General features: G+C 66.6%; 15 protein-coding genes. 3 read left to right on the forward strand and 12 right to left on the reverse strand.

Translation table 11 applies throughout. The features are described 5' to 3' along the window. The first annotated feature begins 50 nt into the window (after positions 1 to 50). The gene (locus GOAMR_RS14065; RefSeq protein ID WP_040515366.1) at positions 51 to 923 is read left to right on the forward strand and encodes a LysR family transcriptional regulator ArgP; all 873 of its coding nucleotides are present in this window, start codon (positions 51 to 53) and stop codon (positions 921 to 923) included. Here GOAMR_RS14065 and GOAMR_RS14070 read toward each other — a convergent pair. Together GOAMR_RS14070 and ku are read right to left on the reverse strand one after the other, a co-directional pair. After that, positions 885 to 2,210, reverse strand: a complete 1,326-nt coding sequence (locus GOAMR_RS14070; protein WP_005188922.1) for an MFS transporter — start codon at positions 2,208 to 2,210, stop codon at positions 885 to 887. The two genes, GOAMR_RS14065 and GOAMR_RS14070, sit on opposite strands and share 39 nt — an antisense overlap. Before the next feature lie 183 nt (positions 2,211 to 2,393). Beyond that, positions 2,394 to 3,248: a non-homologous end joining protein Ku gene (gene ku / locus GOAMR_RS14075; RefSeq protein ID WP_138943742.1), complete on the reverse strand. Its 855-nt coding sequence runs from the start codon at positions 3,246 to 3,248 to the stop codon at positions 2,394 to 2,396. A gap of 65 nt (positions 3,249 to 3,313) precedes the next feature. Here ku and GOAMR_RS14080 point away from each other — a divergent pair, with 65 nt between their 5' ends. Together GOAMR_RS14080 and GOAMR_RS14085 are read left to right on the forward strand one after the other, a co-directional pair. Then, complete coding sequence (locus tag GOAMR_RS14080) at positions 3,314 to 5,809, forward strand: ATP-dependent DNA ligase (protein WP_005188930.1); 2,496 nt, start codon at positions 3,314 to 3,316, stop codon at positions 5,807 to 5,809. A gap of 80 nt (positions 5,810 to 5,889) precedes the next feature. Further along, complete coding sequence (locus GOAMR_RS14085) at positions 5,890 to 6,630, forward strand: metallophosphoesterase (protein ID WP_040515367.1); 741 nt, start codon at positions 5,890 to 5,892, stop codon at positions 6,628 to 6,630. 225 nt (positions 6,631 to 6,855) lie between these two features. On the opposite strand, the gene GOAMR_RS14090 is transcribed toward GOAMR_RS14085, so the two are convergent. From GOAMR_RS14090 to GOAMR_RS14135, 10 genes are all read right to left on the reverse strand, one after another. Next, a complete protein-coding gene (locus GOAMR_RS14090) occupies positions 6,856 to 7,701 on the reverse strand; it encodes an SDR family NAD(P)-dependent oxidoreductase (protein ID WP_005188936.1) in 846 nt (281 codons plus the stop codon). 107 nt (positions 7,702 to 7,808) lie between these two features. Then, positions 7,809 to 9,581 (reverse strand): sigma-54-dependent Fis family transcriptional regulator, encoded by a 1,773-nt coding sequence (locus GOAMR_RS14095; protein ID WP_040515330.1) that lies wholly within the window; start codon positions 9,579 to 9,581, stop codon positions 7,809 to 7,811. A gap of 83 nt (positions 9,582 to 9,664) precedes the next feature. Next, the gene (gene groL / locus GOAMR_RS14100) at positions 9,665 to 11,314 is read right to left on the reverse strand and encodes a chaperonin GroEL (RefSeq protein ID WP_005188941.1); all 1,650 of its coding nucleotides are present in this window, start codon (positions 11,312 to 11,314) and stop codon (positions 9,665 to 9,667) included. A gap of 57 nt (positions 11,315 to 11,371) precedes the next feature. Continuing rightward, positions 11,372 to 12,397 carry an NAD(P)-dependent alcohol dehydrogenase gene (locus tag GOAMR_RS14105; RefSeq protein ID WP_005188944.1) on the reverse strand — a complete coding sequence of 342 codons (1,026 nt, stop codon included), beginning with the start codon at positions 12,395 to 12,397 and terminating at the stop codon, positions 11,372 to 11,374. Next, positions 12,394 to 13,188: an iron-sulfur cluster assembly protein gene (locus GOAMR_RS14110; protein WP_005188951.1), complete on the reverse strand. Its 795-nt coding sequence runs from the start codon at positions 13,186 to 13,188 to the stop codon at positions 12,394 to 12,396. The genes GOAMR_RS14105 and GOAMR_RS14110 overlap by 4 nt, the downstream gene beginning before the upstream one ends. Further along, the gene (locus GOAMR_RS14115) at positions 13,185 to 14,234 is read right to left on the reverse strand and encodes an amidohydrolase family protein (RefSeq protein ID WP_005188953.1); all 1,050 of its coding nucleotides are present in this window, start codon (positions 14,232 to 14,234) and stop codon (positions 13,185 to 13,187) included. Before GOAMR_RS14115 ends, GOAMR_RS14110 begins: the two co-directional genes overlap by 4 nt. Before the next feature lie 13 nt (positions 14,235 to 14,247). Next, the gene (gene mimD, locus GOAMR_RS14120; protein ID WP_005188955.1) at positions 14,248 to 14,586 is read right to left on the reverse strand and encodes a propane 2-monooxygenase effector subunit MimD; all 339 of its coding nucleotides are present in this window, start codon (positions 14,584 to 14,586) and stop codon (positions 14,248 to 14,250) included. 2 nt (positions 14,587 to 14,588) lie between these two features. Beyond that, positions 14,589 to 15,695, reverse strand: a complete 1,107-nt coding sequence (locus GOAMR_RS14125) for an aromatic/alkene monooxygenase hydroxylase subunit beta (protein ID WP_005188957.1) — start codon at positions 15,693 to 15,695, stop codon at positions 14,589 to 14,591. 29 nt (positions 15,696 to 15,724) lie between these two features. Then, a complete protein-coding gene (locus GOAMR_RS14130) occupies positions 15,725 to 16,765 on the reverse strand; it encodes a 2Fe-2S iron-sulfur cluster-binding protein (RefSeq protein ID WP_005188962.1) in 1,041 nt (346 codons plus the stop codon). Between the two features lie 101 nt (positions 16,766 to 16,866). Continuing rightward, positions 16,867 to 18,504, reverse strand: coding sequence for an aromatic/alkene/methane monooxygenase hydroxylase/oxygenase subunit alpha (locus tag GOAMR_RS14135; protein WP_040515332.1), 1,638 nt, complete (start codon positions 18,502 to 18,504; stop codon positions 16,867 to 16,869). Positions 18,505 to 18,585: the final 81 nt, after the last annotated feature.

Raw genomic sequence — 18,585 nt, forward strand, 5'->3', positions numbered from 1 at the left:
CACTCTGAAAGACAGCGAATGTTTCTTACGAATGATTAGCTGTACTTATGTTGGAGTTCGGGCAGGACAGTCTGCTCACCCTCGCCGCTGTGGTCCGCGAAGGCACCTTCGACGCCGCCGCCGAGGCACTGCACATCACGCCGTCGGCGGTCAGCCAGCGCATCAAGGCACTCGAGGCGCAGGTCGGGCGGGTGGTGGTGCGGCGAACCAAGCCGGTGACAGCCACCGCCGACGGTCAGGTCCTGGTGCGGCTCGCCCGGCAGTGGGAGTTGCTGACGGCCGAAGCGCACACCGAACTACTCGGCGGCACGGGCGAGCGGGTGCACCTGCCGATCGCCGCGAACGCGGACTCGCTGGCCACCTGGCTGCTGCCGGTCCTGGCCGACTTGCACCGCGACCACGCCGTCGCCGTGGAGGTGATGCGCGACGACGAGTCCCGCAATGCCGATTTCCTGCGGTCGGGCGAGGTTCTGGGCGCGATCACCTCCGCACCCGCCGATATCCGCGGCTGCACCGTCGTGAGTCTCGGAGCGATGCGCTACCTGCCCGTCGCCACCCCTGACTACGTCCAGCGGTACTTCCCGGGCGGCGTCGACGAGCGATCGCTGCGGCAGGCACCTGTCATCCGCTTCGACCGCAGCGACGACATCCAGTGGGCCGCGATCGCCGACACGGTGGGCGGGCATGTCAACCCGCCCACCGTGTACATCCCGGCGTCGACCGAGTTCAACCGTGCCGTCGAACTCGGAATCGGCTGGGGCACGGTACCTTCCGAGCAAGCCACGCCCGCGCTCGCGGACGGCCGGCTGGTCCGGCTGCCGATGAGACCCGTCGACGTGCCCCTGTTCTGGCAGTACTGGAAGCTCAGTTCGCCTGTGCTGCAATCACTGACAGACCTCATGGTCGCCGCGCGCGGCGACTGACACCTCGATGCCCGGCTCGTCGCGCAGTGGGTGTTCGATCTCGTCGCGCCACAACCGGGCCGCCAAGTAGAACACCAGCGCGCACGGCACGGGCAACAGTCCCGCCAGGATGAACGTCGCCGGGTAACCGATCGCGTGGCTGACCGGGGCGACGATCGCCATCGACACCGGCAGCAGCGCCACCGACACGAAGAAGTCCAGGCTCGCCACCCGTCCCAGCAGGTGCGGCGGCACGCGACGTTGCAGCAGCGTCCCCCAGATCACCATCGGGCCGTCGAACAGCACACCGAGTACGAATGCGGCGGCCACGAACATCCAGGTACGGTCGGCGAACGCCATGATGACGAGCGGAACGCTGGACACACCCCAGACACCGAGCATCAGCGTCAGGTAGCGGCGCGGCATCGGGATCGACGCGAATGTCAGCGAGGCGATCGCGGCGCCCGCACCGAACGCCATCAGCACCAGCGAATGGTCACCGGCGTCGCCACCGGCCCGGTCGCGGAGCGCGAACGGCACCAGCACCTCGATCGGTCCCATCGTCGCCAGCACCAGGACGGTGGCGAAGAACAACGTGGCCCACAGCCACGGGGTGCGTAGCATGTACCGCACACCCTCGGCGATGTCGGAGACCGCTGCCCGCGCCCCGAAGCTGTCGGCACTCCCCACCGGTTCACGTCGGTGGGTCACCGGTCCCATGGCTACGTAACACCAACCCGACAGCGCCGACGCGATGCCGGCGAGGACGACAGCCTGCCCCGGAGCTGCCATACCGATGACGACACCGGCGATCATCGGGCCCGCCGCCTGATTGAACACGGGCCGCATGAAACCTTCGACGCCATTTGCGGCCTGCAGGTGTGCGGCCTCGACGACATTGGGCAGCAGCGCCGAGTACGCCGGGTAGTACATGCCGGTGGTGATACCGCTGAGCAGGGCCGCGAACAGCAGATGCCCGAACGTGAGGACCCCGGCCATCGCCGCCACCCCCACCGACGCGAACGCCACCAGTTTGGTGGCCTCCAGGCCGATCGTGATCAGCCGCTGCGACACCCGGTCGGCCAGCACACCTCCGGCCAGGGACGACACCAGCATGCCGACGGCGGTGGTGGCCGAGACCAGCGACACCTGCGCCGGACCCCCGCCGAGGTCGATGACCTGCCAGACCACGGCGATCAGCCAGATCCCGTCGCCGAACAACGCCAGCGCCAGGCCCGCGGCCAGCCACCGGTACTGCCGCGTCCCGAACGGGCGCAGCACCTTGGGTAGGTCGGCCTGCGAAGTCATTGGTCGAGTGTGGCCCACCACCGGCCCCGATGACCAACGATTTTCGCCGCTCTCCTCCTCGCTGGTTGAGGTGTGACGAGCCGCCAGGCGAGGAGCCTCGAAACCCGGTGAGACGACATTGTCCGCTTGCGAGGTTTCGAGGCTCGTCGCTTGCGCTCCTCACACCTCAACCAGCGATGGGAGTCAACTGGCGCGGCGGCTCGTCCGTTTCGCGGGCGCCTTCTTTTCCGGTTCCTCCGGCGCCTCATCGGGTTCGCGTTGCGGGGCCCGGTCCTTGACCGAGGCGCGCAGGGCGGCGAGCAGATCGGCGACCTCCGAATCGTCGTCGGTGTCCGCTTCCTCGATTTCCGGGAACGCCTCGCCGCCTTCGGATTTGGCCTCGATCAATTTGCTGAGCTCGTGCTGGTATTTGTCCTCGAACCGGCTCGGATCGAAATCGGTGGCCATCGTCTCGATGAGCGAGGCCGCCATGTCCAATTCCTGGGGACGCAATTCCACGTCGGTGTCGAGGAACTTGAATTCGGGGGGCCGCACCTCGTCGGGCCACAGCAGGGTTTGCAGCGTCATGACGCCGTCGATGATCCGCACCACCGCGAGCCGGGTGCGGTTGCGCAGGGTGAATTCGGCGACGGCCAGCCGGTCGGTCTGCTCGAGCGCCTTGGCCAGCAGCGTGTACGCCTTCGGCGATTTCGACGCCGGTTCGAGGTAGTACGGTTTGTCGAAATAGATCGGGTCGACCTGCTCGCGCGGCACGAACTCCAGAATCGAGATCTCCGGGGACCGGTTCACCGGCAGCGTCGCCAGGTCTTCTTTGGTGACGATCACCGTCTCCCCCGAGTCGGCCTCGTAGGCGTTGGCGATTTTCGCGTAGTCGACCTCAGTGTCGGTGCCTTCGCGGACGCGGCGGTACCGGATTCGGGTGCCGTCGGCGGAATCGACCTGATGCGATTTGCGGTCGTGGCTTTCCGTGGCCGAGTACACCTTGACCGGAACATTCACCAGACCAAAGCTGAGATCGCCCTTCCAGATCGAGCGCATGTCGGCCATTGTGCCACCAGAGTCAATGGTCTGTCGCCCGATATGCCCTGCCCGAAAGGCGCACAATGGACCTCATGGCGGGCGACACCCTCGATATCGACGGCCGCACAATCGCTGTCACCAACCTGGCCAAGGTGCTGTATCCGCTGGTCCCGCCCGACGTCGCCGGAACCCGCAAGTTCGAGGTCATCGACTACTACAACCGCATCGCCGACGTGCTGCTGCCGCATGTGCGGGGCCGCATCATCACCCGCAAACGCTGGCCCGGCGGGGTCGGGTCGGCCGCGTTCTTCGAAAAGCATCTGCCGGAGGGCGCGCCGGCGTGGCTGCCGCGGTACACCGTCGAACACAGTCAGCGGTCCATCACCTACGCGATGGCCGACGACCGCGCGGCGCTGGTGTGGCTGGCGCAGATGGCGGCGCTCGAACTGCACGTCCCCCAGTGGCGGGTCCCCGTCGCCGATGAGCCGATCACGGCGACCCGGCTGGTCCTCGACCTCGATCCCGGCCCGGGGGTGCCGCTGCACGAATGCGCGCAGGTCGCGCTGCTGATCCGGCAGATGCTCGACGCCGCGGGTCTGCGGTCGTTTCCGGTGACCAGCGGCGGCAAGGGCATCCACGTGTACGCCCGTCTCGACCGTCCGGTGTCGCCGGATTCGGCGCGCACGGTGGCCAAACAGATCGCGACCGGTCTGGCGGCGGCCTATCCCGACACCATCACGGCGTCGATGGCGAAGAATGTGCGCGAGCACCGGGTGTTCATCGACTGGAGCCAGAACAGCGGATCCAAGACGACGCTCGCGCCGTACTCGTTGCGCGGCCGGGAGCGGCCGTGGGTGGCGGCACCGCGTACCTGGTCCGAGTTGTCGGAGCCGGACCTGCGGCAGTTGCTGTACACCGAGGTGCTGGACCGGGTCGAGGAGTCCGGGGATCTGCTGGCGGGACTGGACGAGCCGTTGCCGTCTCACGGGGTTTCGAGGCTCGTCGCTGACGCTCCTCACACCTCAACCGGCGAAGGGGACGCCGGGAAAGGGGAAATTGGCGAACGGGGTACCGGCGAAGTGAACAGCTCACCGACGTCGGTCGACGACAACACCCCACCCCCGCCGGTTGAGGTGCGAGGAACGAGCCTCGAAACCTCGCAGGCCGAGAATGTCGCCGATCTGTCGGAGTACCGGAGCAAACGCGACGAGACGAAGACACCCGAGCCCTTCGGTGACGACACCCACCGGCGGACCGCGCGCGAGGGACCGATCTTCGTGATCCAGGAACATCACGCCCGGCGGCTGCACTACGACTTCCGGCTCGAACACGACGGGGTGCTGGTGTCGTGGGCGGTGCCGAAGAATCTGCCGACCGATCACGACCAGAACCGGCTGGCCGTGCAGACCGAGGACCATCCGCTCGACTACGCCGAGTTCTCCGGCGACATCCCGGCAGGCGAATACGGCGGCGGGCATGTGGAGATCTGGGACAGCGGCACCTACGAGCTGGAGAAGTGGCGGGACAAGGAGATCATCGTCCGACTGCGCGGACGCAAACTCCAGGGCCGGTACGTGCTGATCAAGACCGGTGAGAAGAACTGGCTCGCCCATCTGATGCACGACGAACCGCGCCCCATCAAGGCCGACCTGCGTGATCCGCGGCCGATGCTGGCCGTCGACGAACCAATCGACGGACTCGACGCCCGCGACTGGGCGTTCGAGGGCAAATGGGACGGGTACCGGGTGCTGGTGCGGTCGGTGGGCGGCGAGTTCCGGCTGTCGTCGCGGTCGGGTCTGGACATGACCGCCGACTTCCCGGAGTTGCGCGGCATCGTCGACGAACTCGGGCTGCTCGATGTGGTGCTCGACGGTGAGGTGGTGGCGATCGACTCGTCGGGCCGCACCAATTTCACGATCCTCGCCTCGCGGAGCACGACCGCCGAACCGTACCGGCTGCGGTTGCTGCTGTTCGACGTCCTGTATCTGAACGGCAAGCAACTGCTCGACGTGCCCTGGTCCCAGCGCCGGCAGTTGCTGGAGGAACTGGCGCCGCTGTTCCGGTCGTCGCCGTATACGGAGGTGCCGGCGCTGCTGGACGGGTCCGGTGCCGACGCCGTCGCGCACAGCCGCGAACACAACTACGAAGGTGTGGTCGCCAAGCTGCGTACCTCCGTCTACCAGCAGGGACGCCGGTCGACGCAATGGCGCAAACACAAGAACTGGAACGACATCGAGGTGGTGATCGGCGGCTGGCGCCCGGGCCGGGGCAACCGCGCCGACACCATCGGGTCGCTGCTGCTCGGGCTGCCGGAGGAGACGGGCCTGCGATACGTCGGCCGCGTCGGGACGGGTTTCACCGACGCCCAGCTGCGGGTCCTCGCCGACGAGCTGAAACCCCTGGAGATCCGGATGTGCCCGTTCATCGACTCGATCGACCGGCCCGTCGCGTCGACGGCGACGTGGGTGCTGCCGAAGCTGGTCGGCGAGGTGCGGTTCATGGACTGGACGTCGACGGGGCATCTGCGGCATCCGAGCTGGCGTGGCATCCGGCGCGACAAACTGCCCGGCGATCTGTAGCGCCGCAAACCATATCGTCCCGCGTAACCACCGATGTGCTTTGGCGAAGTCGGAGGACTAGGGTGTCTGGGGTGTCCGGCGTGTTCGTGGTCGCCCACATCAGCGACCTGCATTTCGACGGCTCGGAGTATCACCGCAGCCGCGTCGAAGCAGTGCTGCGCTACATCAATGCACGTGCCGACGGGATCGATGCTCTCCTGATCACCGGCGACCTCGTCGACCGGGGGACGGCGGCCGAGTACGACGACGCGTTCGGCACGATCCACAGCCCGCTGCCGACGCTCATCACCATCGGCAATCATGATGACCGCGAACACTACAACGACCGGTTTCGCCAGGATCCCGGGCGGGCGCACGCCAATTCGGCGCTCACCGTGAACGGGGTGCAGTTGCTGCTGGTCGATTCGTCCATTCCCGGCCGGGCCCCCGGCTACATCGACGACGCCGACCTCGACTGGCTCGAGGCGCAGTTGCACGACGCCGAGCCGGGTACCCCGGCGCTGATCGCCTTCCACCACCCGCCGGTCGATGTGCACATGCCGTACATGGACACCATCCGGCAGACCGGGGAGGAGCGCCTCGCCGAACTCGTCGACCGCTACCCGAATATCGTGGCGTTCCTGTGCGGCCACATCCATTCGGCCGCCGTCACCACCTTCGCCGGCCGGCCGCTGTGCATCGCGCCCGGTGTCGCCTCCACCCTGAACCTGCCGTTCGAGGGGTCGGGTGTGCTCAACGAGGGGCAGCCGCCGGGCATCGCGTTCCACCTGATCGGCGACGACAACCGCATCGTCACCCACTTCCGCGCGGTCATCAACTGACCCTTGCCGCCGACGTGGTTGCGTCATGCCGTCGTCTCACCGGACCCTTCGAGACCCTCACTCGTACCTCACATCGGCCTCAGGGATCAAGAAGTGGGGTCACGACGATACTGCCGAGGCGACCGGTCATCGTGATCCCTGAGGCCGAAGCGACGGAGGAGCGAGGGTCACGAAGGGTCCGGCGACGTACGTGCATGACGAAACCACCTCAAAACCCATGCACCACTAAGTAAGTGAGGCCATCGCGGTGTTGGCGGCACCCGGGGAGAAGTAGTTGAGCACCGGCAGGACTGCGGCAAGCGGCGCCGGGGCCACCGATTCGGGGCGGTGGGTGATCGCGCGGACGATCCAGCGACCGGCCTCCTCCACGTCGAGAGCCGGCGCGTCGGCGTATTCGGCTGTGGGGGCGATCATCTCGGTGCGGACCAGCGGGAAGTAGACGTTGGTGACGCGCACCCCGGGGTGTGGGTTCTCCGCGTTGAGGCTGCGGCCGAAGATGCTCAGCGCGTTCTTCGACGCCGCGTACGCCGAGAACCTCGGGAACGTTCCCGACAGCAGCCCCCAGGTGCACACGTTCACGAACTGCCCCTGCCCGCGCTCGACCATGCCCGGCAGCAGACCGAGCGTAAGCTGTACCGGCGCAAAGTAATTGAGCTGCATGGTGCGCTGGAAGTCGTGCAGGCGATCGGTCGAGTCGACGATCTTGCGCCGGATGGAGCGGCCGGCGTTGTTCACCAGCACGTCCACGTCCAGACCGTTCAGGTCGTCGACAAGTCCGGCGATCGAGGACTCGTCCGACAGATCGCACACCCGGTAGTCGGCGCCGATGTGCCGGGCCAGCGTCGACAGTTCGTCCTCGCGCCGGGCCACCATGATCACCTGCGCCCCGCGGCCGGCCAGGTCGATGGCGGCGGCGCGGCCGATGCCCGCCGACGCGCCGGTGACCACCACCCGCAGTCCGGCGACGTCGCGGCCGGAGCCGTCGATGCGGTTCATCACCGCGTCGGGCAGCCAGGTCCGTCGCTGCATCGCTCCGGCCACCGCCTGCGCGATCCGTTCCTGCACGCCCATGGCATCTTCCTTCCGAACGCCGGCCCCGGCATTCAGGCTAGTTGACGGAATGTTCGGAAGTGGTTGCGGCATGCGTCGAAAGGTCACCGGACCCAACGCGTCCCTGGTCAGCGGGAGATGCCGAATTCTTTGATCTTGCGGTAGATGGTGGCTCGGGAGATACCGAGGGCTTCGGCGGCGGCGGCCTTGGAATAGCCGTTCTCTTCAAGGCTTTTGACGATTTCGTCGCGTTCGAGGGATTCAATGCGGGTGAGTTTGCGGCGGCTGACCGCGCGGCAGGAGGGAGGCAGGTCGGAGACCGCGATCACGCCGGATCGCTTGCGGCTGAGCACTTCCCGCAGGGTCTGGCGGAGTTCTGCGACGTTGCCGGGCCAGCTGCACCGGCTGAGCTGGCGCATCGCCTCAGGGCTGACGCGCAGGTCGGCACCGCGGCCGAGCTGACGCAGCAGGGTGGGCACCAGTTCGTCGAGGTCCTCGATGCGGTGCCGGAGCGCCGGGATGGGCACGGTGTGGGTGAACAGCGGCAACAGGACCGCCGCGGCGAACGAGTCGGGGTGGGAGCCGGTGACGGTCGCCCCGACCCAGCCGTCCTCGGGGCGCCGGGCCAGGATCTCGGCGATGTCGGTGAGCTGGTCGTCTGCGAGCTTGTCGACGTCGGTGAGGACGACGCTGAATCCTGCGGCGTCGACCTCGGCGGCGAGGTCGTCGATCACCGCCGGGTCGGCCAGACCGGCGGCGGAGAAGACCCGCACCGTACCGCCGCCGCGTCGCGCGGCCGCGCTCAGCGAGGTGGTGCGGCCCGACCCGGCCTCGCCGGAGACCACCACCCATTCGCCGCCGTCGACGTACCGGGCGATGCGGTCGCACGCCTGCTGCCACGACGAACTCCGTCCCGCGACACCGGGCAGCGAGGTGGTCCGCCCGCCCTGCCTGGCCCGTACCACCGGTTCGGCGACGTCAAGCAGGTGCACCCCGAACACTGCCATCCCGGCCTCGGGGTCGCAGAACTCGGTGATCGGGGACAGCCGCACCGCTCCGCCGCCGGGCAGCGTCGCCACCCGCAGGCCACCGAGTCCGGTGAGCGTCTGGTCGACGGCGAGTTCGATGAGCGCGCTCTGGTCGCCCGGGTCGATGCGTTCGCGCAGGCGCTGATTCATCAGCAGCACGTCACCCGACAGCGCGATCACCATCAGCTGCGGCGACCGCCGGCAGGTGGCCAGGTAGGCCCCGACCACGCGGGCCTCGTCGGCGCTGGCCAGTTCGAGCAGCCGGCGTTCGACCTGCGCGGAGGCCGACTTGGCCAGCGACAGCAGCGTCGCGCCGCCCTCCTCCACCCAGCCGGTGAGGTCGAGCGCACCCACCACCGCCCCCGACACCGGATGCGTGATGGGCGCTCCCGCGCACGAGAGGGAGCCGAAGCACTCGGCGTAGTGTTCGGAGCCGCGCACCAGCGTCGCGGTGCGGCTTTCCAGCGCGGTGCCGATGCCGTTGGTGCCGGCGTGTTCCTCGCTGTAGCTGTAGCCGGGGGCCAGGCACACGTCGTCGAGGGTGCTGCGCAGTTTCCGGTGTCCGGCCGCGCGCATCAGCACCACCCCGTCGGGCGAGGTGAGGATGACGCTCACCGGGTCGGTGCCCATGTCGGCGGCGATCTGCTCGATCACCGGGCGCGCCGCCATCACCAGCGGCGACTCCAGGTTGGGTTCGCGGACGAACGGCAGATCGAGCCGGTCGGCGTGCACGTTGAAATCTCGCGACCTGCGCCACGAGGTGGAGATGGTGGAGCGCACACCGTCATCGATCAATTCGTCGACCAAGAATTTCTCGCGGGCAACGGCGATCGATGACGGTGTGCGGCTCTGGGAGTTGGGCTGAACTCTCACAGATCGACACACTCCTGCGTGCGATAGACTCGTCTGTGATGTGGACTACACATCACCGTAATTGTAACGAGTTACCGCCCGGTTCAGTAGATGTTCGACGGACGAACCATCCCTTCGGCCAGGTCGCCGAAACCGGGTGCCATGATCGCGCCCGGATTCACCGGAACCTCTTCCACCACAGCGGTTTCCGTGGTGATGAGCAGCGCCGCGATCGACGCCGAACTCTCCAGCGCGGTGCGCGTCACCTTGCACGGATCGATGACGCCCTCGTCGAACATGTCGCCGTATTTTCCGGTCAGCGCGTTGAATCCGTGACCGATCGGCAGACCGCTGACGATCTTGACGACCTCGTCACCGTCGTAGCCGGCATTGGTGGCGATCCACCGCAGCGGTTCGGCCAGCGAGGCCCGCACCACCCCGATGCCGACAGCCACATCCCCGTCGGCTTCGAGTGATTCCAGCGCCCGGTGCGCCTGCGCGAGAGCCGTGCCGCCGCCGGACACCACCCCGGCCTCGACGGCCGCGCGCGTCGCCGCCAGCGCGTCCTCGACCCGCAGCATGCGTTCCTTGAGTTCGACGCTGGTGACACCGCCGACCCGGATCACCGCGACCCGGCCGGTGAGCCGCGCCATCCGCAGTTCCAGGATGTCGCGGTCGGCGTCGATGCGGGCCCGGCCCAGTTGCGCCTCCAGCTGGGCGACGCGGGCGTCGACGAGCCGCTGGTCACCGCGCCCGCCGACGAGGGTCGTCGAGTTCTCGGTGACGGTGGCCCGCGCACACGAACCGAGATGCTCGATCGACACCTCGTGCAGTTCGATGCCGGTGTCCTTGGCGATGACGTGCCCGCCGAGCGCGATCGCCAGATCCTCCAGTTCGGCCACGCGCCGGTGCCCGAAGCCGGGCGCCCGCACCACCACCGACCGCATGGTGCCGTGCATGTTGCCGCCGACCAGCAGTTGCAGGGCCGCACCGTCGACGTCCTCGGCCAGCACCAGCAGCGGCCGGTCGGCACGTTTGGCCACCTCGATGGTGGGCATGAGCTCCTGCACCGACGAGATCTTCTTGTTGGTGAGCAGCACCACCGGGTTCTCCAGCACCGCCTCCATGCGTTCGGGGTCGGTCACCATGTAGCCGGAGGTGTAGCCGTGATCGAACTCGATGCCGTCGACGACCTCCACCCCGAGCCCCAGGGTGTCGCCCTCCTCGGTGGTGACCACGCCGGTCTTGCCGACGTACTCGACGGCGTCGGCGATGACCGTGCCGATCCGGTCGTCGTCGCCCGCGGCGAGGGTGGCGATGCGCTCGAGGTCGGAGCGGCCGGAGACGTCGGCGGCCTGGTCGTCGAGGGCGGCGAGCACCGCGCCCACCGCCTGCTCGATGCCGCGCCGCACCCGCATCGGATTGGCGCCCTGATCGACGGCGCGCAGCCCTTCCCGGACCATCGCCTGCGCCAGCACGGTGGCGGTGGTGGTGCCGTCGCCCACCGCACCGTTGGTTTTCATGGCGACCTCTTTGACCAGCTGGGCGCCCATGTTGGCGAAGGGTTCGGCGAGCTGGATCTCACGGGCGATGGTGACGCCGTCGTTGGTGATGGTGGGCGGGCCGGTGAGTTTCTCCAGCACCGCGTTGCGGCCCTTCGGTCCGAGGGTCACCTTCACCGCGTCGGCCAGGGCGTTGACGCCCCGTTCGATCCGGGCTCGCGCATCGGCGTTGTAACGCAACTCTTTCGCCACGGTCTTACACCTTTCGGGTCTGTCTTTCGGGTTGGGCTGGAGGACTGGGTTGTTCGGTCAGGGGATGAGGATGGCGCGGCCACGGACCCGGCCGGCATCCAGATCGTCGAGTGCCTGCTGGAACTCGTCGAGCCGGTAGGTGGTGGTGTGCAGGGTGACCTTCCCTTGTGCGGCAAGGATCATCAGTTCGTTCAGGTCGTTGTAGGAACCGACCAGGTTGCCGATGAAGTTGATCTCGGTGGAGATGATGTCGATGGTGGGCACGTTGATGTTCTCGCCGTAGCCGACGACGAAGTAGTTGCCCGCCTGCCGCAGCATCGCCACGCCTTCCGCGGTGGCCCCGCCTTCACCGACGAAGTCCAGAACCGCGTGCGCCCCTTTGCCTCCGGTGAGATCGAGGACCTGCTGCACCTGGGTGCCGTCGGCGACGATGCCGATATCGGCACCGATCTCGACGGCCAGGCCGACGGCGGCCGGGTTGCGGTCAAGCACCACCAGCGTCACCCCGCTGATCGCCTTGAGCACCTGAATCCCGATGTGCCCCAGGCCACCCGCGCCCATGATGACGCAGTACTGGCCGGGCCTGGTCACCCGCGCCACCTTCGCGGCGGCGTGATAGGCGGTCAGGCCGGCGTCGGCGAGGGCGGCCACGTCGGCCGGTTCGAGCGAATCGTCGATCTTCACCACCGACCGCGCCGTGGTGCGCAGGTACTCGGCATAGCCGCCGTTGGTGTTGATGCCGGGGAATTCGCTGTTCTCGCAATGCACGTCGTCGCCGTCGCGGCAGGCGGTACACAGGCCGCAGGTGATCAGCGGATGCAGGATCACCTTGTCCCCGACGGCCACATTGGTCACCGCGTCGCCGACGGCGTGGACCCAGCCGGCGTTCTCGTGGCCGATGGTGTACGGCAGACTCACCCCGCTCTTGGCCTCCCACTGGCCTTCGAGGATGTGAATGTCGGTGCGGCACACGCCCGCACCGCCGATCTTGACGATCACGTCCAGCGGTCCGGTGATAGTCGGTTCGGGGATCTCGGTGAGCTGCAGCTTGTCGTGGTAGCCCACCACCTGAACGGCTTTCATGGTTGCGTCCCTTTCGATCTCGTGGTGGTCGATCTCGTGTCTGTGATGAGCGGTCCCGACGTGCCGTCGCACTCGGCGTCGTCGGCGTACCGGGTGGCCAGCAGGCCGCGGCAGAAATGGGCGTTGCCCTCCATCGAGATCCGCACCGACCGCGCGAACCGCAGCCGCAGCGGGATCTGGTCGTCGGGAAGCCGTTCGCCGTCGTCGCCGACGAGGACCCGGCTGTTGCGGCACAGGCTCAGCCCGAGATTGGCGCGGCGGCGCATCAGCGCACCACGTTTCAGCCCGGGCGGCAGATCCCGCAACAGCACCTCACCGATGTGTTCGACGGTGGTCAGGCCCAGCGCCAGCATCTCGGACAGGGACCGTTCTATCGCGGCGGTGTGCGCCTTGACGATGAAGATGTCCCGGAGTTCGTCGAGGCTGTCCTCGGCCTCCTCCCCGAAGGTGCCCTTATAGCCGGCGGCCGCGGCGAGGCCGGCGTTGATCTTGTCGCTGTCGTGATGGTCGTCGAGGAAGACGTGCACCTCACCGATCCCCTCGACCCGCTCCAACGCATCCTGGGCGTCCGAGGCCATCAGGTACGCGAAGTTCGGTGAGCAGAACGACGTCGGCAGCCGCAGATGCACGCTGACCCCGGCGTCATCGACGTGGATCGACCGGACGAAGTTCAGGTCGGTGATCGGTTCGTCGAGTTCGGGGTCGAGCACCGTGCCCAGCGCGTCGAGGATGGTCGCCACCGCTGGTCCGGCGGTGGCGACCTCCTCCAGCCGCTCGAAGACGGCGGTCATGCGTGCACCGGTTCTCGCTCGGTGCCCGCTGCATCGGGAACCTCTACCGCCGGAGGATAATCCGGCAGCCGAAGCTCCTCCGGAACCTGAATATGCGGGTACAGCGCAGCCGCGTTCAGGCCCAGGATCTTCTTCTTCTGATCGGTGGTGATCGGCGCGTATTCGGTCATGTCGTCCGGGATCTGGAAGTCGACGAACCGCTCGACGAGCCACTTGGGCGTCCACAGCGCGTAGTCGCTGGCGAACAGGATCTTGTCCTCACCGATCCAGTACAGGAGTTCGCCGATGATCTGCGCGAAGTACCGCGGCCGGGTGTGGATGAACGGAATGGCCACCGCCAGACCGCCGTACACGTTCGACTCCTGGGTGGCGATCCAGCAGAAATCCTCCAGCCGGGGCAGCCCGACATGCTCGATGATGAAGTTGAGATCGGTGTAGTCGGTGGCCACCTTGTCCACATCGGCGACGTCGAAGGCATCCCGGTCCAGGGGCCGGATGGTGGGGCCCTTGTGCACGTGAATGTTCTTGATACCCAGGTTGAGGCATTCCTCCAGGTACCGCCGGCTCCACGCGTCGTCGAGTTTGTAGCCCCGCGAATTGCCGTGCCACTCGGCGGTATACAGCTTGATGCCGGTGAGGTTCATCGACTCGGCGTCCTTGCGCAGCTGCACCAGACCCTCCTCGCCGTCGCGCGGGTCGTAGGCGTGGTTGTAGGTGAGCTTGTCCGGGTTCTGCCGCACCAGTTCCAGGGACTGCGGCACCTGCGCGAACCCGTTGATGTAGAAGTCACGCAGGAGCGTCGACTGGAAGATCGCGTGATCGGCCGGGCCGTCTTCGAACAGATCCTTCATCAGGCGCTGTTCGCCGTAGTAGCAATAGGTTTCGTAGTCCCACACCTCCTCCTCGGGGCTGAGGTTGCGGTGGTAGTCGTAGAAGCAGTCGATGAACTGCTTGCCGTGGATGTTGCGGCGGTTACGCACCCGGCCGTCCCACAGATGCACGTGCGCGTCAACGATGAAGTACTTCTCGCCGTCCTTCTCGTACATGGTGTGCTCGCTTTCAGTTCGCCGCGGTCAGGTCGAAGCCGATGAATTCGGCCGCATCTTCGGGGCTGGCGAAGAGCATGGTGCGGTCGTCGAGATGCACCATCCGGCCGTAGTGGGTGGAGCTGATCTCCTCGAAGATCGAGCCGTCGAACTCCTGCCCGAGCGCCTCGGTCAGTTCGTCGTAGTCGAAGTCGAGCCGGTTGACGCCGTCGACGCGGATCATCGACGGGTACTCGGTGAGTTCGACGCCGTCCTTGGCGCCCATGACGTCGGCGACGACGCGGCCGACGGGGGTGTTCATCAGGGTGACACCGCACATGTTGGAGAATTCGGTGTCGGATCCGAAGTGCATGCTCACTGGTTCAACTCCTCGGGAATGGTGACCTCGATGTCGGACAGGACATCGGAGAACTTGGCTTTGGCGGCGTCGAGACTGACGGCGAAGGTGATCGACTTGTCGGCCGGCTGCGACCAGATCGGTTGCAGCGCACGGGCCGCCGCCAGGCAGCGCGGCACCCACTCGGACATCCAGGTGGCAAACAGCGCCTTGTTGGCCTCGCCGTGCTGCTCGTCGCGCGAGAGCATCCGGAACAGTGCCCGCGAATAGTTCAGGTCGCGGTCGTAGTCGTGTTCGCCGGTGCCGACGATGGTGGGCGTGATGTAGTCGCCGTTGCGCGCGGACACCTGCATCACCAGTTCCGACCGGAACAGCGAGCCGACGAGCTGCTCGAACACGATGTTGGTGGCGAACAGCAGTTCGCACCAGTCGCCGATCGCGGTGAGGCGTTCCACCGCCTCGCGGGTGGGCTGCCATTCGGGTGCCGACTGCCAGATCTCCTTGTGCGCCGAGCCGTCGAACTCCTCCTCGGCATCGGACAGGTCGAGATTGAACAGCGCCAGATCCTGTGCGAAGCGCAGCTTGTGGGCGGCGTTCACGGCGACGGCGTTGTTGATCATGTTGGTGGGCGCCGACCGCTGGATGGAGGTGAACACGTGCAGGCCCATCCCGGATTCGGCGTGCATCCAGGCACCGAGGTTGTTCTGGATGAACTTGAGCCAGGCCGAGTTCCAGCCGTCGTAGGCGCGGGCGCGTTTGGCGTTCTCCAGGCACAGGCTCACCTGGTGCACCACCGCCGACGAGTTGCGGTAGATGGTCTGTTCCCACTCCTCGTTGGGGTCGAGGAAGGCGTGCCAGTTACTGGATTTGGCGGCGGTCCACTCCTGCGGATACCCGCCGGGGCCGTTGCCGAAACCGTAAATCCAGCCCTGCGTGAGATGCCGGTCGGGATCGGGCTGCACGTCGACGGTGACGTCCTCGTACATCGTGGCCCGCTTCTTGGCCGGCTGATAGTAGCTGTACCTGCGGGAGGTGCTGGACGGAAAACTCTTGGCGCCCGCCTCCGCATCGGTGAATTCTATTGAGGGAAAACTGCGTTCGCGTGGAGCGGTCGGTGCTGACATGCGCTGTCTCCTGATTCGAGAGTTGACCTTCAGTCGAAGGCCGGGCTGGTGAAACTGTCGTAGAAAATCTGGTCCCGGGGCAGGCAGGCGTCGGCGGCCAGCGCGAGAGCGGCGTCGACCATCGGCGGCGGCCCGCAGAAGTACACCTCGGTGCGGCCGAGCTCCGGTTCGGCCGCGCGGACGATGTCGGTGACATTGCCGCCCGCCACCCGCACCCCGTCGGGTGCGCCGTCCATGGACGACGACAGGCAGGCGGTGAACGTGAAGTCCGCCAACCGGTCACCGAGGTCGGCGATCTCGTCGAGGTAGAACAGGTCGGCGGCGGTGCGCGCCCCGTAGTAGAAGTGCACGCTGCGATTCAGGCCGGTCTCGGCCGCGTGCCGCAGCAGTGACAGCAGCGGGGCCATACCCGCACCGCCACCGATGCACACGATCGGCAGGACGTGCCCGTCGCGCAGGGTGCACGACCCGTACGGACCGGTGATGTTCAGTTCGTCGCCCGCCGCCAGCTTGTCCTCCAGCATTCCGGCGAACACCCCGCCCGGGTACTTCTTGATGAGGAACTCGAGCTTGTCGGGGGTCGACTGAGTGGTGGCGATCGAAAATGACCGGGTGTCTTCGGAATCGGGCAGATGCAGGTCGACGTACTGCCCCGGTTTGAACTCGAAGGTCTCCGGTTCGACGACGTCGAGCCGCAGCGACACGATGTCGGCGGTCACCGGCTCGATGGCGCTGATCCGGGTGCGGACGTCCTGAATGGGGGCGCCGCCGAGCAACTCGTCCTCGTCGAAGTTGAGCAGCTCGATCTCGCAGTCGCTGTAGGCGTATGTGCGGCACAGCAATACGTAGCCTTCGGCTTCTTCGGCCTCGTTGCAGGCGAAGGTCGAATAGTTCTCCATCTGCACGTCGCCGTCGAGCATGTACGACTTGCAGGCCGAGCACCGGCCCTCGCGGCACCCGTGCATCAGGTGGATGCCCTGCCGGAACGCGGCGTCGAGGATCGTCTCGTTCTCGTCGACCTCCATCTCGATGTCGACGGGGTCGAAGCTGATGCGATGTGTGTCTCCCACAGCATCTCCTGACAGAAGGTTTGGGCTGGACCGGGCCGGTGGATGATGCGCGGGCGAAACGCACACCATCCACCGCCCGGGGATCTCTGTCGAGCGGGGGATCAGACCGTCACGGCGCCATTGGGATTGGTGCGGTAGGCCGCGATGTGGGCCTCGCGTTCGTCGTCCGACATCTCGTTCAGCAGCACATTCGGGCTGTTGAAGACGTTGCCGCGGACATCGTCGAGCGTCCACATCTTGTCCGGGTCGAGATCCAGATGCGGCTGCGGGATGAGCGTCTTGCCGTCGTCGCGGACATAGCCGAGATTCTCGATGATGTCGGCCAGATCCTTGCCGTGGTGCAGGGTCTCCCATTCGCGGAACCCGGTGAGACGTCCCATGTTCGGGGTTTCCCGGCCCTCGTATTCGCTGCGGAAGGCCACCGCGTCGGTCCAATGGCAGGTTTCCGAGCAGTAGGTGCGCCACTGGCCGTCGACCTTGTCCACCACGGTGTCCTCACGGATGAGGCAGGGCACCATGCACGTCCAGCAGCGGTGCGGGTACTCGTAGTCGACGTTCTCGAACGCGATCGGCTTGTTGCGGCCCGGGTAGCGCAGCCGGTTGTAGTTCTCCCACCACTTGCCGAACTTGTTGTACCAGCCCGGGTACTTCTCCTCGAACCACTCGAAGTCCTTGTCGGTCATCGGGTCGATGCGCCAGTAGTTGACCGGCCAGCCGGTGGCGAAGAAGCGGGCCACCTCGTGCACGTAGTGCTTGTTGGTGATGCGGTTCCACGCCTCCTCGACCAGGTCGTGCGGGATGGTCAGGCCGTACTTCTCCAGCGGGAGAAGGTAACTGCGGTAGTAGTCGTCGTAGATCCAGCGCCGCCACATCTCGGCGTAGCTTTCCCGGTCCTTGCGGCGGTCCTTGGTGCCGTACTCGATGAAGGTGCCGATCGCGGCGTCGACGACGCAATGGTTGTTCCACCAGGCGTAGCGCAGATCCCGTTCCAGCAGTGGACGATTACGCTCGTCAGCCAACGCCATCAGCAGGATCGAGTAGCCGTTGGAGATGTGCCGCGACTCGTCGGACTGCACCGAGTGGAACACCGTCGGCAGCAGGTAGTCGCCGTTGGCGGCGGCCTCATCGGGCATGGCCACGAACAGGGTGTTGGTGAACGCGGTCTCGGCGACCACGGTGAGGTAGATGTTGGCGGCGGTGATGGCGTCGCCGGTGATGAACCCTTCACCGAACTGCCGGCCGATGGTGCCGGCGTAGTTGTTGGCGAACGCCTTCTCGGTGATGTCGAACCCGGCCGGGTCGATGTAGTTGTTCATGTACAGCTTCTTGAGGTTCATCTGGATCGTCGAATGACGAACCTCGTCGATCATCTGCACGGCCAGGCCGTTGTGGATCTCGGGGTTGGGGACGGCGTCGATGGCCATCGGCATCGCGCGGGCCGCCGAGATCTCCGGGAACGGGATGATCGACAGGAACAGCTTCTGCCATTCGAGCCAGCGTTCCTGCACCTGGCGGAACATGTTGCCGCGGATGGCGCCGTCCATGGCGCCGTAGACGCGGTTGTCCTTCTCCTCCTCCATCGGGAAGTACGACCGCATGATCTGCTTCAGCGGGTCCTTCTTGGGTGCCTTCTCGAACGTGTAGTCGGTGCCGAATCGGGTCGCCGGGGTGGCGAAGGTGGGCTCCCACGACAGTTCGGTGATCTTCGCATGTGCTTTGGTCAAGCTCTGCCTGCTCAATGTGCGCCTCCTGATCGAAGGCCGACGCTCGTGCCGGCCGGTGGGCTGTAGCACCACCGATACAACAGGGTGATCCGCATC

Source organism: Gordonia amarae NBRC 15530, assembly GCF_000241345.1.
GTDB classification, from domain to species: Bacteria; Actinomycetota; Actinomycetes; order Mycobacteriales; family Mycobacteriaceae; genus Gordonia; species Gordonia amarae.

Excerpts from the sequence above, each read along its gene's own strand:
- GOAMR_RS14070 (WP_005188922.1), bottom strand. The coding sequence starts at position 2,210 with ATGACTTCGCAGGCCGACCTACCCAAGGTGCTGCGCCCGTTCGGGACG.
- GOAMR_RS14080 (WP_005188930.1), top strand. The coding sequence starts at position 3,314 with ATGGACCTCATGGCGGGCGACACCCTCGATATCGACGGCCGCACAATC.
- GOAMR_RS14090 (WP_005188936.1), bottom strand. The coding sequence starts at position 7,701 with ATGGGCGTGCAGGAACGGATCGCGCAGGCGGTGGCCGGAGCGATGCAG.
- GOAMR_RS14125 (WP_005188957.1), bottom strand. The coding sequence starts at position 15,695 with ATGTCAGCACCGACCGCTCCACGCGAACGCAGTTTTCCCTCAATAGAA.
- GOAMR_RS14115 (WP_005188953.1), bottom strand. The coding sequence starts at position 14,234 with ATGTACGAGAAGGACGGCGAGAAGTACTTCATCGTTGACGCGCACGTG.
- GOAMR_RS14105 (WP_005188944.1), bottom strand. The coding sequence starts at position 12,397 with ATGAAAGCCGTTCAGGTGGTGGGCTACCACGACAAGCTGCAGCTCACC.
- mimD (WP_005188955.1), bottom strand. The coding sequence starts at position 14,586 with ATGCACTTCGGATCCGACACCGAATTCTCCAACATGTGCGGTGTCACC.
- GOAMR_RS14110 (WP_005188951.1), bottom strand. The coding sequence starts at position 13,188 with ATGACCGCCGTCTTCGAGCGGCTGGAGGAGGTCGCCACCGCCGGACCA.
- ku (WP_138943742.1), bottom strand. The coding sequence starts at position 3,248 with ATGCGCTCGATCTGGAAGGGCGATCTCAGCTTTGGTCTGGTGAATGTT.